20 protein-coding genes and 1 pseudogene are annotated in these 13,441 nt (G+C 73.4%); 13 read left to right on the top strand and 8 right to left on the bottom strand.

Annotated elements, in window-relative coordinates; genetic code table 11:
* Positions 1 to 14: 14 nt before the first annotated feature.
* Both BJF80_RS19795 and BJF80_RS19790 read right to left on the bottom strand, forming a co-directional pair.
* Positions 15 to 623: a GMC family oxidoreductase gene (locus BJF80_RS19795; protein WP_237767428.1), complete on the bottom strand. Its 609-nt coding sequence runs from the start codon at positions 621 to 623 to the stop codon at positions 15 to 17.
* Positions 617 to 1,561 (bottom strand): GMC family oxidoreductase, encoded by a 945-nt coding sequence (locus BJF80_RS19790; RefSeq protein ID WP_237767427.1) that lies wholly within the window; start codon positions 1,559 to 1,561, stop codon positions 617 to 619. The genes BJF80_RS19795 and BJF80_RS19790 overlap by 7 nt, the downstream gene beginning before the upstream one ends.
* Before the next feature lie 61 nt (positions 1,562 to 1,622).
* Here BJF80_RS19790 and BJF80_RS05240 point away from each other — a divergent pair, with 61 nt between their 5' ends.
* Entirely contained in the window at positions 1,623 to 1,853 is a 231-nt protein-coding gene (locus tag BJF80_RS05240; RefSeq protein ID WP_075811961.1) for a FitA-like ribbon-helix-helix domain-containing protein, read from the top strand.
* Positions 1,850 to 2,236: a type II toxin-antitoxin system VapC family toxin gene (locus BJF80_RS05235; protein WP_075811959.1), complete on the top strand. Its 387-nt coding sequence runs from the start codon at positions 1,850 to 1,852 to the stop codon at positions 2,234 to 2,236. Before BJF80_RS05240 ends, BJF80_RS05235 begins: the two co-directional genes overlap by 4 nt.
* 119 nt (positions 2,237 to 2,355) lie before the next feature.
* On the opposite strand, the gene BJF80_RS05230 is transcribed toward BJF80_RS05235, so the two are convergent.
* Positions 2,356 to 2,562, bottom strand: a complete 207-nt coding sequence (locus BJF80_RS05230; protein WP_075811957.1) for an LbetaH domain-containing protein — start codon at positions 2,560 to 2,562, stop codon at positions 2,356 to 2,358.
* A 272-nt stretch (positions 2,563 to 2,834) separates the two neighbouring features.
* Here BJF80_RS05230 and BJF80_RS05225 point away from each other — a divergent pair, with 272 nt between their 5' ends.
* Positions 2,835 to 3,668 carry a phosphatase PAP2 family protein gene (locus BJF80_RS05225; RefSeq protein WP_075811955.1) on the top strand — a complete coding sequence of 278 codons (834 nt, stop codon included), beginning with the start codon at positions 2,835 to 2,837 and terminating at the stop codon, positions 3,666 to 3,668.
* Positions 3,665 to 4,702, top strand: coding sequence for an ArsO family NAD(P)H-dependent flavin-containing monooxygenase (locus BJF80_RS05220; RefSeq protein ID WP_083673463.1), 1,038 nt, complete (start codon positions 3,665 to 3,667; stop codon positions 4,700 to 4,702). Before BJF80_RS05225 ends, BJF80_RS05220 begins: the two co-directional genes overlap by 4 nt.
* Here the strand turns inward: BJF80_RS05220 and BJF80_RS05215 are convergent.
* Positions 4,689 to 5,267: a sugar O-acetyltransferase gene (locus BJF80_RS05215; RefSeq protein ID WP_075811951.1), complete on the bottom strand. Its 579-nt coding sequence runs from the start codon at positions 5,265 to 5,267 to the stop codon at positions 4,689 to 4,691. The two genes, BJF80_RS05220 and BJF80_RS05215, sit on opposite strands and share 14 nt — an antisense overlap.
* A 242-nt stretch (positions 5,268 to 5,509) precedes the next feature.
* On the opposite strand from BJF80_RS05215, the gene BJF80_RS05210 reads away from it, so the two are divergent.
* Genes BJF80_RS05210 through BJF80_RS05200 form a run of 3 tightly spaced genes read left to right on the top strand, consistent with a single transcriptional unit; the run spans position 5,510 to position 7,232 of the window.
* Positions 5,510 to 6,145 carry a methyltransferase family protein gene (locus tag BJF80_RS05210; protein ID WP_075811949.1) on the top strand — a complete coding sequence of 212 codons (636 nt, stop codon included), beginning with the start codon at positions 5,510 to 5,512 and terminating at the stop codon, positions 6,143 to 6,145.
* A complete protein-coding gene (locus BJF80_RS05205) occupies positions 6,142 to 6,561 on the top strand; it encodes an ArsR/SmtB family transcription factor (protein WP_083673462.1) in 420 nt (139 codons plus the stop codon). Before BJF80_RS05210 ends, BJF80_RS05205 begins: the two co-directional genes overlap by 4 nt.
* Entirely contained in the window at positions 6,558 to 7,232 is a 675-nt protein-coding gene (locus BJF80_RS05200) for a cation diffusion facilitator family transporter (protein WP_075812177.1), read from the top strand. The genes BJF80_RS05205 and BJF80_RS05200 overlap by 4 nt, the downstream gene beginning before the upstream one ends.
* On the opposite strand, the gene BJF80_RS20690 is transcribed toward BJF80_RS05200, so the two are convergent.
* Positions 7,233 to 7,355 (bottom strand): hypothetical protein, encoded by a 123-nt coding sequence (locus BJF80_RS20690; RefSeq protein WP_269087369.1) that lies wholly within the window; start codon positions 7,353 to 7,355, stop codon positions 7,233 to 7,235.
* Between the two features lie 35 nt (positions 7,356 to 7,390).
* A pseudogene (locus BJF80_RS20685) lies at positions 7,391 to 7,642 on the bottom strand (HipA domain-containing protein); the annotation flags it as partial.
* Between BJF80_RS20685 and BJF80_RS05190 the strand changes: the two are divergent.
* Positions 7,631 to 8,521 (top strand): patatin-like phospholipase family protein, encoded by an 891-nt coding sequence (locus BJF80_RS05190; RefSeq protein ID WP_075811945.1) that lies wholly within the window; start codon positions 7,631 to 7,633, stop codon positions 8,519 to 8,521. The pseudogene BJF80_RS20685 and the gene BJF80_RS05190 overlap by 12 nt on opposite strands.
* A gap of 6 nt (positions 8,522 to 8,527) precedes the next feature.
* Here the strand turns inward: BJF80_RS05190 and BJF80_RS05185 are convergent, their stop codons facing one another.
* Together BJF80_RS05185 and BJF80_RS18245 are read right to left on the bottom strand one after the other, a co-directional pair.
* On the bottom strand, positions 8,528 to 9,199 hold the full coding sequence (locus BJF80_RS05185; protein WP_075811943.1) for an alpha/beta fold hydrolase: 672 nt from the start codon (positions 9,197 to 9,199) through the stop codon (positions 8,528 to 8,530).
* Positions 9,196 to 9,705, bottom strand: a complete 510-nt coding sequence (locus tag BJF80_RS18245; protein ID WP_075811941.1) for a VOC family protein — start codon at positions 9,703 to 9,705, stop codon at positions 9,196 to 9,198. Before BJF80_RS18245 ends, BJF80_RS05185 begins: the two co-directional genes overlap by 4 nt.
* 122 nt (positions 9,706 to 9,827) lie before the next feature.
* Here BJF80_RS18245 and BJF80_RS05175 point away from each other — a divergent pair, with 122 nt between their 5' ends.
* The 5 genes from BJF80_RS05175 to BJF80_RS05155 all read left to right on the top strand — a co-directional run bounded on the left by BJF80_RS05175 (position 9,828) and on the right by BJF80_RS05155 (position 13,430).
* Positions 9,828 to 10,268 carry an OsmC family peroxiredoxin gene (locus BJF80_RS05175; protein ID WP_075811939.1) on the top strand — a complete coding sequence of 147 codons (441 nt, stop codon included), beginning with the start codon at positions 9,828 to 9,830 and terminating at the stop codon, positions 10,266 to 10,268.
* Between the two features lie 83 nt (positions 10,269 to 10,351).
* Positions 10,352 to 10,579, top strand: coding sequence for an enoyl-CoA hydratase-related protein (locus tag BJF80_RS20680; protein ID WP_075811937.1), 228 nt, complete (start codon positions 10,352 to 10,354; stop codon positions 10,577 to 10,579).
* Positions 10,564 to 11,187, top strand: coding sequence for an enoyl-CoA hydratase-related protein (locus BJF80_RS17555; RefSeq protein ID WP_321166346.1), 624 nt, complete (start codon positions 10,564 to 10,566; stop codon positions 11,185 to 11,187). The genes BJF80_RS20680 and BJF80_RS17555 overlap by 16 nt, the downstream gene beginning before the upstream one ends.
* Positions 11,188 to 11,202: 15 nt before the next feature.
* Complete coding sequence (locus BJF80_RS05160) at positions 11,203 to 12,594, top strand: DUF2254 domain-containing protein (protein ID WP_143553983.1); 1,392 nt, start codon at positions 11,203 to 11,205, stop codon at positions 12,592 to 12,594.
* Positions 12,591 to 13,430 carry a mechanosensitive ion channel family protein gene (locus BJF80_RS05155; RefSeq protein ID WP_075811931.1) on the top strand — a complete coding sequence of 280 codons (840 nt, stop codon included), beginning with the start codon at positions 12,591 to 12,593 and terminating at the stop codon, positions 13,428 to 13,430. The genes BJF80_RS05160 and BJF80_RS05155 overlap by 4 nt, the downstream gene beginning before the upstream one ends.
* The last annotated feature ends 11 nt before the right edge of the window (positions 13,431 to 13,441 follow it).

The following is a 13,441-nucleotide window of genomic DNA, read 5'->3' as shown; positions in this document are numbered from 1 at the left end:
TAGGTCGGCTCGGTCTACCCCCTCAGCAGCTGCGCCGCCCGCTCGCCGATCACGACGCTGGGCGCGTGCGTGTGCCCGCGGATGATCTCCGGCATCACCGAGGCGTCGGCGACGAGCAGCCGCTCGACACCGCGCACCCGCAGCTCGGGGTCGACCACTGACGCGGCATCGGTGCCCATCCGTGCGGTCGACGTGGGGTGATAGAGCGTGTGCGCGTGCTGCTCCAACGCCACGACGGCCCGCTCCTCGGCGCTGAGCCGCTCGCCACCCACCGGGCGGACGTAGGACCCACCGGTCACGTCGCGCAGCGCAGGTGAGGCAAGGATCCGCTCGGCGATCGCCAGCCCGGCGAGCATGGTCGCGCGGTCGGCCCCCTCGGGGTCGCTGAGGTAGCGCGGGTCGATGCGCGGGTGCTCGAGCGGGTCCGCCGAGGCGAGGCTGATCGTGCCGCGGCTGCGCGGCTGAAGCAGGATCGGGCCGAGCGTCAGGCCGTGCTCCGGTATGCCGTGGAGCCCCTCGTCGGCATACGCCACCGGCGCCCAGATCAGCTCCAGGTCCGGCTCGTCCAGCTCCGGCCGGGAGCGCACGAAACCGTAGGCCTCGGCGATGTTGGAGGTCAGCATCCCGCGGCGCCGCAGCAGATATCGGGCCAGGTTGGCCGTCGACGTCGCGGACGCGAGCGTGTCCGCCGAGGTGCGCGCGATGAGCCCGCTGACCAGGTGGTCGCGCAGGTTCTTGCCGACCTCGGGGGCGTCGACGAGCACCGGGATGCCGTGCTGCTGCAGCTCGGCGCCGGCGCGATCCCCGAGAGCATGAGCAGCTGCGGCGTGTTGACCGCGCCGCCGCAGAGCACGACCGCCTGCCGTGCCGAGACCTTCCGCGTGACCCCGCCGACGGCATACTCCACGCCGGTCGCGACCCGCCCCTCGAAGAGCACCCGCGTCACGTGCGCGCGGGTGCGCACCTGGAGGTTCGGGCGCCCGGCCGCGGGTCGCAGGTATGCCTGTGCGGTGCTCGAGCGCGCGCCGCGCCGCTGCGTCACGCGGGTCTGGGTGAAGCCGTCGGGCGCTGCGGCGTTGGCCTCCTCGACCGCGAACCCGGCCTCGCCGGCGGCCTGCAGGAAGCGACGGGTGAGCGGACTCGGGTCGCGCTGCTCCTCGACCGAGACGAGCGTGCCCTGGAGCAGCGGCGCGACCTCGTCCGGTCCCCATGTCGGCCCGGCGAGCTCGGCCCACCGGTCGTAGTCAGCGGCGAAGCCCGGCACCCACATCATCGCGTTGAGCGAGGACGAGCCGCCCAGCACCTTGCCGCGCGGCCAGTAGATCGAGCGGCCAGCGAGCCCCGGCTGCGGCGTGGTGCGGTAGTTCCAGTCGGCCGTGGACTCGAAGAGCCGCGAGAAGGCCGCGGGGATGCGGACGTTCGGCGAGATGTCGCGCCCACCGGCTTCCAGCAGCAGCACCCGCCGCGAACCGTCCTCGGTCAGACGGTGCGCCACGACGGCGCCCGCCGACCCGGCACCCACCACGACGACGTCATAGGTCTCGTCGCCCGGGGTGCCCACGCGCCTCACGGTAGCCGGGGCTCGTCCCGGTCGTGCACCCGTGTGGATGTAATCTGTATGCATGGCATCCACCCTGCTGCAGATCCGCGGTGTCGATCCCACGACGCGCGACGAGCTGGCCGCCCGCGCGGCCCGGCGCGGCCAGAGCCTGACGGCATACCTGCGCGACCTCCTCCAGCGCGAGGTCGCCACCCCTGACCTCGCAGAGGTCCTGGCCAGGGTGGACGCGCGGTCGGAGTCGAGCGCCGTGTCGGCCGTCGACATCATCCGCGCCGACCGCGACTCCCGATGATCGTCGTCGACGCCTCGGTGGTCGTCGACGCCCTCACCCAGCGCGAGCTGGCTCCTCTCCGGTCCCAGCTCGCCTCGGAGGTGCTCCACGCACCCGACCTCGTCGACCACGAGGTCGTCAGCGCGCTTCGCGGCCTGACCCTCGGCGGGCACCTGAGCGTCCACCGCGCGCAGGACGCTCTCGCCGACTTCGACGACCTCGCCCTGCGCCGACACCCCAGCACAGCCGCCCTTCGTGCCCACGTCTGGACGCTCTGCGACAACCTGGCCAGCTACGACGCCGCGTACGTCGCCGTCGCCGCCGCGCTCGGGTGCCCGCTGTGGACCCGTGACCGTGGGCTCGCGGCGAGCGCTCGTCGGCACGTGACCGTCACGCTAGTGTGAGCCGGCCGAGGCGCCTGTCCCGGCGACACTCCGGCCCACGACGGCTCCAGCGTTCACGTGAACGCTGGAGCCGGTCCCGACTGGCGCGGCGTCGGCACACCCAGGGGTATGCCCGTTGCTCAGTCGCCGATCGTGATGCCGCCGGTGTCTTGGAAGCGGCAGCCCATGTTGACGAAGACGCCCTCGCCGAGGACGAGGTTCTTGCCGAACTCGCCGTAGAACGGTGGGAAGACGGTCACCGAGGAGGGCACCTCCCGCCCGGTGAGCTCGCCGAGCAGCGCCCGGACCTGCTCCGGCGGGTGGTATGCCCCGTTCAGCTCGGCCACGACGCGCAGCGCTCCTGGCTCGCCCCGTGCATGAAGGCGTGCGCGTCCGAGCCCGCCTCGATCAGCTGACCGGCGGCGACGTGCTGCAGGAATTCCGCCGGGTGACTACCTCACCTCGTGCCACGACCCCGCGTCGTCGGAATTCTGTGACCACCGCCACAATCCCTCTCGACAAGCACTGACCTGCGAAGTTCGCTATCGTAGGAACGCCAGGATGCCCAGGGGAGCGCATCAGGGAAATCACAGGGAATCCAACTACCGTGGGGTAAAGAATGCTGACCTTTCGTCGTCTGACCAGTCTGCCGGTGCTCATCGGCATGCTGGTGCTGGTGACGGCTCTGGTCGCCGGCCCGCTGCGCGAGTTCGACCGCTCCCTGCACGGCTTCTGGTCCGACGAGCTCACGCCGCGCTGGACCGACTTCCTCGACCAGGTCCCCAACGCCGTCGCAGGACAGGCGGTCTGCCTGCCGATCCTGCTGGCGGTCGCCTTCACGCTGGCCTGGAAGCACCGCACCTGGCGCCCGATCCTCATCGCCGGCGCGGTCGAGGCCGGGTTCTACGGCGTGGTCGGCGGCCTCAAGATCGTCCTCGCGCGCACCTCCCCCAAGGCCGACGACGTCTCCGGCCGCTTCTTCAACGGGGGTGCCGCCGAGCACGGCTGGTACGGCATGACCTACCCCTCCGGCCACGCCGCCGAGGCGATCCTCATCTACGGCGCCGCGGCCTACCTCATCGTCATCTACTCCCACCCGGACTCCCGCGTCAGGCGGCGGCTCGGCTGGGTGCTGGCGCTCATCACGGTCAACGCGGTCGCCGTCGCCTACTACCTCGGCTACCACTGGCCCTCCGACCTCATCGGCGGCATGCTCACCGGCGCATCGTGCTCCGCGCCGTCATCGACGCCGACCAGTGGCTGCTGCGTCGCCGCACCCGCGTCCTGTGGGAGCGCGTCCTGCGCAGCCGGGAGGCGGCGGTGCGCCCGCGGCCGGTCTCGGTCACCCGACCGGCCCCGGCACCGCGTCCGGTCCGCCCCCGCACCCCGGTCGGCGCCGGTCAGCGGCAGCACGACCGCGAGCCCGAGCTCGTCCCCTAGCCTGACCTGGTGACCTCCGCCGACACCGACGCGCTCGTCGTCGGCGGTGGACAGGCGGCGCTCGCCGCGTCCTTCTACCTCCGGCGCCGCGGGGTGCAGCACGTGCTGCTCGACGCGGCGGACGAGCCGGGCGGCGCGTGGCGGCATACCTGGCCCTCGCTGCGGCTCTTCTCCCCCGCCGCCTACTCCTCCCTCCCCGGGTGGCGCATGCCCGCGGTCGAGGGCGCCGACAACCCCGACGCGAGCCACGTCGTGGACTACCTCACCCGCTACGAGGAGCGCTACGACGTGCCCGTGCGCCGACCCGTCCGCGTGCTCGACGTGCGGCGCCGTGGCGGCGCCTTCGAGGTGGCCACCGATTCCGGCACCTGGCGGGCGCGCGCGGTGATCGGCGCGACGGGCACGTGGTCGCGGCCGTTCGTCCCGTCGGTCCCGGGGCTCGCCGAGTTCGGTGGTCGACAGGTGCACAGCGCACGGTATGCCGGTCCCCGCGCCTTCGCGGGTCGACGGGTGCTCGTCGTCGGCGGGGCCAACTCAGGCGCGCAGATCGCCGCCGACCTCCTCCCGGTCGCCGAGGTGACGTGGGCGACGCTGGGCGAGCCGCGCTACCTGCCCGACCACGTCGATGGGCGCGAGCTCTTCCGCGTCGCGAGCGCCCGGCTGCGCGGCGAGGGCGAGGGGGTCGGTGGGCTGGGCGACATCGTGGCGGTGCCGCCGGTGCGGGCGGCGCGCGACGCAGGCGGCCTCGTGGCGACGCCGATGGTGCGGCGCCTCACCCGGGACGGGGCCGTCGGTGCGGACGGGGTCGAGCGGCCCCTGGACGCGGTCGTGTGGTGCACCGGCTTCCGGCCCGAGCTGTCCTGGCTCTCCGGGCTAGAACTGCCGCGCCGCGACGGGCAGGTCCTGACCGACGGCACGCCCGCCGTGCCGGGGGTGCCTGGGCTGTTCCTCCTCGGCTACGGCGACTGGTGCGGCCCGGCCTCGGCGACCCTCATCGGCGTGGGTCAGTGGGCGCGGCGGGTCGCCGAGCAGGTCACAGCTGCTTGACGACCCGGGCGGGGTTGCCGAGGGCGACCACGTCGGCGGGGAGGTCCTTGGTGACGACGGCCCCGGCGCCGACGACGGTGTTGTCGCCGATCGTGACGCCCGGGCAGACGATGACCCCGCCACCCAGCCAGACGTTGTCGCCGAGGGTGATCGGCTCGGCGGCCTCGAGCTTGTCGCGGCGCGGCTCGGGCTCGACCGGGTGCGTCGGGGTGAGCAGCTGCACGTTGGGTCCGATCTGGCAGTCGGCACCGATGGTGATGGGCGCGACGTCGAGCAGCACCAGCCCGTAGTTGGCGAAGGTCCGTGGCCCCACCCGGGTGTGGACGCCGTAGTCGCAGTAGACCGGCGGCTTGAGGTAGGCGTCCTCGCCCAGCTCGCCGAGCAGCTCCTCGAGCACCTCGCGGGCGGTGTCCGGCTCCTCGGCCGTGCGCCGGGCATACTCCGCCTGCAGCCGCAGCGCCCGCTGCGCGATCTGCGCGCTCTCCGGATCGTCGGCGATGTAGAGGTCCCCGGCGAGCATGCGCTCGCGGTTGGTGCGGTTGTCCCCGGCGAAGTAGTCCTTCATGGCGCCGACGCTACCGGCCAGGGACCCTGTCCCGCGGCCCCTCCCGGAACCGACGTCCACGACCCGGAGACCGGGCATACCCTGCTGTTCATCGAGGTGGGTGACGCTCGCCGACCCCGAGGGCAACCAGTGCTGCGTGCTGTCCTCCCGGGCGGAGCTGGCAGCCCGCGGCTGATGAACGCGGCTTCCACTGATCGCTGAGAGCCGCTATCATCGGTCATCTCCGATGAAAGGATGCGGCCATGGGGTGGCTCGCGCTGGGGTTGTTCGTGCTGTATGCCGGGATCGGCTTCGGCTGGCGCAGCTGGGTGCAGTGGCGGCGCACCGGCGACCACGGACTGCGGGGGTTCAGCGGCCGGGCGTTGTCGGTGGAGTGGTGGGCCGGGATGAGCTTCGGGCTCGCCACGCTGCTCGTCGCCCTCGGCCCGGTCGACGCGATCGCGGGCTGGACGCCGATCGTCACGCTGGAGCGGCCGTGGGTCGCCGCGCTCGGCACCGCGCTGACGCTGGCGGGGATCGCCGGGACCGTGTGGACGCAGCTGGCGATGGGGGCGAGTTGGCGGGTCGGCGTCGACGACTCCGAGCGCACCGCACTCGTGACCTCCGGGCCGTTCGGGCTCGCCCGCAATCCGATCTTCACGATGATGGTGCTCACCGTCGGCGGGTTGTTCCTCATGGTCCCCACCCTCACCTCGCTGCTGGGTCTGGTCCTCTTCGTCGTCGCGGTCCAGCTCCAGGTGCGGGTCGTCGAGGAGCCCTACCTGCGGCGCACGCACGGTCAGGGGTATGCCGACTACCTCGCCTCGGTGGGTCGCTTCGTGCCGGGCCTGGGGGTCGACCGGCTGGGATCCGGAGAGCACGCGGGGTCGGTGCGATGAGCGCGGCGCTGGCCTCGGACCGCGCGGCAGAGCGCGAGGCGGCTGTGCGTGGCGCGGAGCGTGACGCGGCGACGCGGGCGGCGGGGCGTGAGGCCGCGGTCCGTGCCGCGGCGCTCTTCCACGGGCTGAGCGACCCCTCGCGGGTGGCGATCCTGCGGCACCTGCTGCTCCGCGAGCACAACGTGCGGGAGCTGACCGAGCACCTCGACCTGGCCCAGTCCACGGTGTCCGGGCACCTCGCCTGCCTGCGCGGCTGCGGGCTGGTGTCCGCCCGGAGCGTGGGCCGGTCGACGATGCTCAGCGTGGCCGATCCGGCCCTGGTCACCTCGCTCCTCGCCGCCACCGAGGAGCTGCTCGCCGCCACCGGCGACGCCGTCGTGCTGTGCCCCGCGAGCGGACCGGGGGTGCGGCGATGACGTCGGTCGAGCTAGTGACGCCCGGCGCGGCGGGCCGCCGCCGGACCCTGCAGCGGCGGGCGAGGCTGCTCGCGCTGGCCTCGGTGGTCTACAACGTGCTCGAGGCGGTCGTCGCGATCGCGGCGGGTCTGGTCGCCGGGTCCGTGGCGCTCGTCGGCTTCGGCCTGGACTCCGTGGTCGAGGTGAGCAGCGGGCTCATCGTGCTCTGGCAGTTCAGCCACCGCCTGCCCGAGCAGCGGGAGAAGCAGGCGCTGCGGATGATGGCGATCGCCTTCTTCGCCCTGGCCACCCTCGTCTCGGTGGAGTCGGTGCGGGCGCTGGTCTCGGGGCGCGAGGCGGAGACCTCCATGGTGGGGATCGGGCTCGCCGTCGCCTCCCTCGTCGTCATGCCGGTCCTGTCCTGGGCGCAGCGACGGACCGGCCGGGCCCTGGGCTCCAACGCTGTGGTCGCGGACGGCACGCAGACGCTGCTGTGCACCTACCTGTCCGCGGTGCTGCTCGTCGGCCTCCTGCTCAACGCGACGCTCGGCTGGTCCTGGGCCGACCCGCTGGCCGGGCTGGTCATCGCCGGCATCGCGCTGCGCGAGGGCGTGCTGGCCTGGCAGGGCAAGGGGTGCTGCGCGCCCCCCGGCGGCGGGTGCGGCTGCACCGGCGGCACCTGCTGCTGCTGATCAGGCGCCGAGGTCGCGACGGCGTCGCCGCAGGGTGCGCACGCGGTCGCTGCGGCGGCGCGGGTCCAGACCGATCGCTGCGCCCTCCACGTCCTCGACCACCTGCGCCGTGACCCTGAGCACCTGGTCGAGAGCGCTGGTCGCGGCGCGGGTCGACAGCCCGACGCGTCGGCGAGCTCGAGGAAGGCCCTGCGGGTGAGGTTCTCCCGGCGCCCGGCCAGGGGCAGCGCCGCGGTCGGGTCGCCGTAGGGCACCGTGCTGGGCACGTCGTAGACCGGGGCGACCCGCCACTCGCCGTCACGCTGCAGGACGGACAGGTTCTTGGCGTGCAGGTCACCGTTGCCGGTGGCCCAGGCCGTGGTCCGAGCCCCGGCGCCCGAGCCCCTAGGCTGACCTGCGTGACCGAGCAGCAGCGGCGTCTGGTGGGCGACACCGCCCTGGTCTTCGAGGGCGGAGGGATGCGGGCGTCATACACCTCGGGGGTGGTCGTGACCCTGCTCGAGGCTGGGATCGACCTGGGCTGGGTGGGTGGGATCTCGGCGGGGGCGAGCAACACCTGCAACACGCTGTCGCGTGACGCCTGGCGTGCCCGGCACAGCTTCACCGACTTCGCGGCCGACCCGCGCTTCGGCGACTGGCGCAGCTTCGCGCGGGGTCGTGGGTGGTTCGACGCGGAGTACATCTACGAGCAGACCGCCCTCCCGCACCAGGCGCTGCCCTTCGACTTCGCGACCTTCGCCGCGCACCCGGCGCAGCGGCGGATCGGCGCTTTCGACGCGGTCAGCGGGGAGCAGGTCTACTGGGGCCGCGACGACCTCGCGACGATGCGCGACCTCATGGTGCGGGTGCGGGCGTCCTCGACGATGCCGGTGGTCATGCCGCCGGTGACGATCGACGGGAGGGTCTACGTCGACGGCGCGCTCGGCCCGTCCGGAGGCATCCCGCTGGACGCGGCGCGGGCCGACGGCTTCGAGAAGTTCCTCGTCGTGCTGACGCAGGAGCGCGGCTACCGCAAGACGCCGCAGCGCGGGCTGGGCTACCTCCGGCGGCACTTCCGCCGCTACCCCGCGGTGCCGGAGGCGATGGCGCTGCGGGCGGAGCGCTACAACGCGGTGCGGGAGGAGCTGTGGGAGCTCGAGGCGAGCGGGGCGGCATACCTCTTCGTGCCGGAGCGTATGCCCGTCGGCAACGGCGAGCGCGACGTCACCAAGCTGCGCGCGAGCTACCACGCCGGGCTCGCGCAGGCCCGCCGCGAGCTTCCCGCCATCCGCGACTTCCTCGGGATCTGAGGACCCTCAGGCGTCCAGGAAGTCGCGCAGCAGGTCCACCAGGGCAGCGGGGGCGTCCTCGTTGAGGGCGTGGCCGGCGCCCTCGACGATCCGCAGCCGCGCCCCAGGTATGCCGTCGGCCAGCGCCCGCGCGCCCGGCTGGTTGGCCTTGTCCTTGGCACCGACGAGCACCAGCGTGGGTGCCTGCACCTTGGGGAGCGCGTCGGTCAGGTCGGCAGAGCGGGCCACCTCCAGCGCCTGCAGCAGCCGTTCCTTGGAGACCCCGGCGTCGGCCAGGCGGGACGCGGGCACGAGCCTGAGCGCGGCGCCCTGCGCCCGCATGAGCATCCGCGGCGGGCGGACCTGCCCGGCGATGAGCACGAGCCGCCGCACCCGCTCGGGGAAGTCCGCCGCGAGCCGGGTCGCGACCATCGCGCCGTAGGACAGCCCGCACAGGTCGACCCCCTGCATCCCCTCGAGCATGAGCTGCTGGTCCAGCGCCGCGGCCGCGTCGTCGGGCGGCATCACCCGCTGCTCGGTCGGGCGCAGCCCGGGGACCCACGGGGTGAGCAGCCGCCGGCTGCCGTAGAGCGCGACGACGACGTCCTCCCAGGCCATCGGCGCCTGGCCGACGCCGTGCAGCAGGACGAGCGGGGCGGGGTCGCCCCCGGCGTCGGTCTCCGGGACGGCCTCGGTCATCGCTCGTCCGCCGCGGCGTCGTCCCTCGCGGCCTGCGCCGCGGCGGCGTCACCGGCGGCCCGCTCCTCCGGGGTCTGGTCGGCCACCTCGTCGGCGTGCCGGTCCCGCGCCTCGGTGTCGTCCTGCGCCGTCTCCCCCTGCTCCTGCGAGCCCGCACCGTCGTCGCCCGTCCCGTGCGGGTCGCTGACGCAGAACTCGTTGCCCGCCGGGTCGACCATCACCGTCCAGCCGAAGTCGTCCACGTCGTGGGTCCGCACGACGTCGCCGCCGAGCTCCACGAGCCGGGCGACCTCGGGGGCGCGGTCGCCGCCGGAGAGGTCGAGGTGCAGCCGGTTCTTGCCGGGCATGACCTCCTCGACCCGCTGCAGCCCCACCGCCGGCTCGCCGCGCAGGATGACGAAGTCGCCCCAGTCGACGGCCACCTCGGTCTGCAGCGCCTGGGTCCAGAACTCCACCATCGGCTCCAGGTCGACGCAGTCGATGGTCACCATGTTGACGCTCAGCATGCGCCCCATCGTGTCAGGTCTGTCCCGGCCCCCGAGGGCTGCCCGCGCCTCGGCGCTCGGAATGCCTCGGCATACCTCCCGGTTGACGCCCACGACAGCGCAACCCGACGAAAGGACCCATCGTGCCCACTCGCACCGCACGCACCGCCTGGACCGGCTCCCTGCAGGACGGCAACGGCACGGTCGAGCTGGCCAGCTCGAAGGCCGGCAGCTACGACGTGTCCTTCCCGAAGCGCTCGGCCGAGGACGCCGGCGGCGCCACCTCCCCCGAGGAGCTCATCGCCGCGGCCCACTCCTCCTGCTACGCCATGCAGCTCTCGGCTTTCGTCGCCGAGGCCGGCGGCACCCCGCAGGCGCTCGACGTCTCCGCTGACGTCTCCCTCGGCGAGGACCCGGCCGGTGGCTTCAAGCTCACCGGCATCACGCTCACCGTCCGCGGCGAGGTGGACGGGCTCGACGAGGCCGCCTTCGTGCAGGCCGCCGAGAAGGCCAAGGAGCAGTGCCCGGTCAGCAAGGCCCTCACCGGCGTCGACATCACCCTGGACGCCGCCCTGAAGTCCTGAGCCGCTCCGCCCTCACCCGCCCCCACCCACCGGCCAGACCTTCCGTCCGGTCGGTGGGGGCGGGGTCTGGGATGCTGCGGGGTATGCCGACCCACCAGCGCAGCGAGCACGTCACCGTCGATCGTGGGGCCGACGGCGTCGCGCACGTCCGGCTGGCCCGCCCGGACAAGCTCAACGCCCTCACCCTGGGCATGCTCGACGACCTCGTCCGCACCGCCCGCAGCCTGGGCAGGGACCACGCCGTCCGCGCGGTCGTCCTCTCCGGCGAGGCCCGGCCTTCTGCGCCGGCCTCGACCTGCGGGCCGCGCTGACGGACCCGGTCGGCATCGGCACCCGCTTCGTCCCCCGGCCGTGGCGCGGCACCAACGTCTTCCAGGAGGCGTGCTGGGCCTGGCGCCGGCTGCCCGTGCCGGTCGTCGCCGCGGTCCACGGGCACTGCCTCGGCGCAGGCATCCAGCTCGCGCTCGGCGCCGACCTGCGCACCTCGACTCCTGACGCGTCCTGGTCGGTCCGCGAGGTGCGCTGGGGGCTGGTGCCCGACATGACCGGCATCCGCTCGCTCGCCGAGCTCGTCGGCGTCGACGTCGCCAAAGAGCTCACCCTCAGCGGCCGGCTCGTCCCCGGCAGCGAGGCCCACGAGCTGGGTCTGGTCACCCGCACCGGCACCGACCCGGTCGCCGAGGCCCGCACCCTGCTCGAGCCCATGCTCGCCCACGACCCCACCGCCCTGGCCCGCGCCAAGCGGCTCTTCACCACCTCCTGGCACACCTCCCCACGGGTCACCTTCGCCCGCGAGCGCCGCGCCCAGCTCGGGCTGCTCGCCCGCCTCACGCGCGACCGCAGCGGCCTCCCCGGCGGCACCCGGCCCACGACCAGCGGCGAGGGTGCCGGTCGAGGTGCGGCCGGGCATACCCCCTGACAGGCTGTGGCGACCATGAGCGAGGCGAACCAGCGCGACTCCCGGCACGAGGACACCGAGGAGCTCGACGACGTCGGCGTCCTGCCGAGGACCCGCAGCATCACCCGGTGGGACCGGTTCTGGCGGCCGTTCTGGATGCTGCCGACGGTCATCGTCGTGCTCGCCACGGTGACCGGCGCGCTGCTGCCGGAGTGGGAGAAGACCTTCGACGAGCACCTGCCGTTCGTCTTCCAGGGCGGCCCGGGCGGCGCGCGCGACATGCTCGGCAACATCGCCGGGGCGATGATCTCGGTGACCGGCCTCGTCTTCTCGATCACGATGGTCGTGGTGCAGCTCGCGAGCAGCCAGTTCAGCCCGCGCGTGCTCAGCGACTTCCTCTCCAGCCGGATCACGCAGGCCACGCTGGGCATCTTCGCCGCGACCTTCACGTATGCCCTCACCGTGCTCCGGTCGGTGCGCGGCGACACGGGCGACATCACCGCCTTCGTGCCGCAGATCTCGATCACGCTCGGCTTCCTGCTGGTGCTGGCGAGCGTGGCGATGTTCCTCGCGTTCATCCACCACATCACCACCTCGATCCAGGTCTCCTCGATCGTGTCCCACCTCGGGGAGTCGACGATGGCGATCGCCGACCGCTACTTCCCTCGCTCGGACGACCCGACCGCGCAGCGCCGCGACGCGCGGTGGGACGAGCCGGAGCAGCAGGCGCCGCTGACCGTGGAGTCGCAGGAGCACGGCTACGTCGTCGAGATCGACCACCGTTCGCTCGTGAGCTGGGCGACCGAGCGCGACGCCGTCGTGCAGGTGCTCACCCCGGTCGGGCGCTACGTCACCGAGGGCGCGCCGGCGCTGCGCGTCTGGGGCCTCGACGTGCCCGGCGCCCCGGTCACCGTCGCCGAGCACCGCGACGACCAGGAGGAGCTCGAGTCCGAGCTCGACCTCGCGACGCTGCGCCGGGCGGTCGCCGTGGAGCAGGACCGCGCCTTCAACCAGGACCCGGCGGTCGGCATGCGCAAGCTCGTCGACATCGCCGAGCGGGCGCTGAGCCCGGGCATCAACGACCCGACGACCGCGAGCCAGGTCATGGACGAGATCCACCGGATCCTGCGGCGGGTGGTCACGCGGCGCGACCTGCCCCGGGCGGTTCGCCACGACGGAATCGTCCGGCTCGTTCACACCCCGCAGCGGGTGGAGGAGCTCATCGACCTCGCGCTCGAGGAGGTCCTGCACTACGCGGAGAACTCACTGCAGGTGCCGCGGCAGGTCCTCTTCATCATCGAGCGGCTGCGGCCGGTCGCGCTGCCGGAGTATGCCGAGGCGCTCGACCACTGGGAGCGCGTCGCCGAGCAGATCGTCGAGCGGGCGCGCGCCGACGACGAGGCCGCGCCGACGGAGCAGCGCGCGTGAGCCTGCCGGAGATCACCTGGAAAGGCGTCGCCGTCGCGGCGGCGGTGCTCGTCGGGTCGGTGCTGCTGGGCCAGGTGGTGCGGATGGCCTTTGGCCGGGCGCTGCGCTGGCGGGGCCGCAGCGAGGAGTCGGCGCAGGTCTTCGGGCGGCTGCTCGGCTGGGTCGTCGTGGCGCTCGGGATCGGGATCGCGCTGACCGTGCTCTTCCCCAGCGTGCGGCCGGTCAACATCCTCGGCGGTGTCGGGATCGTCTCGATCGCGGCGGGCATCGCCTTCCAGACGGTGCTGGGCAACCTCTTCGCCGGCATCGTCATCCTGGCGCGCGACCGGATCCAGGTCGGCGACCAGATCGCGCTGCTGGAGCAGGCGGGCACGGTCGTCGAGATGAGGCTGAGCTCGACCTCGGTGCGGACCTTCGACGGGCGGCTCGTGCTGGTTCCCAACGGGGTGCTCCACAGCAACCTGGTCACGGTGCAGACCGGCTACGAGCACGTGCGCAGCTCGATCACCATCGAGCTCGCGGACGACGACGACCTCGCCAGCGCGCAGGACCTGGCGGTCGGCACGATGCGCGCGCTGCCGCAGGTGCTCGACGAGCCCTCCCCGGAGGCCTTCTTCACCGCCGTCGGCACCAAGGCGGTGGTGCTCGAGCTGCGCTTCTGGTCCGGCGCCCGGCAGCTCGAGACCAAGGAGGCCACCGACGCGGTGATCCAGGCCGTGCTCGGGGCCTTCGCCGACGCGGGCATCGAGACGACCTCCGACGCGGTGACGGTCGACGCCGGGCCGCGGCTGCAGCGGACGCTGCGCGAGACCTTCGGCGAGCAGGGGCCGGCCTGACCGGCGCGGTC

It is taken from the genome of Serinicoccus sp. CUA-874 (assembly GCF_001942225.1).
Classification (GTDB): domain Bacteria; phylum Actinomycetota; class Actinomycetes; order Actinomycetales; family Dermatophilaceae; genus Ornithinicoccus; species Ornithinicoccus marinus.
The sequence above is the reverse complement of the archived record's forward strand: the minus strand, read 5'-3'. Positions and strand labels throughout refer to the sequence as shown.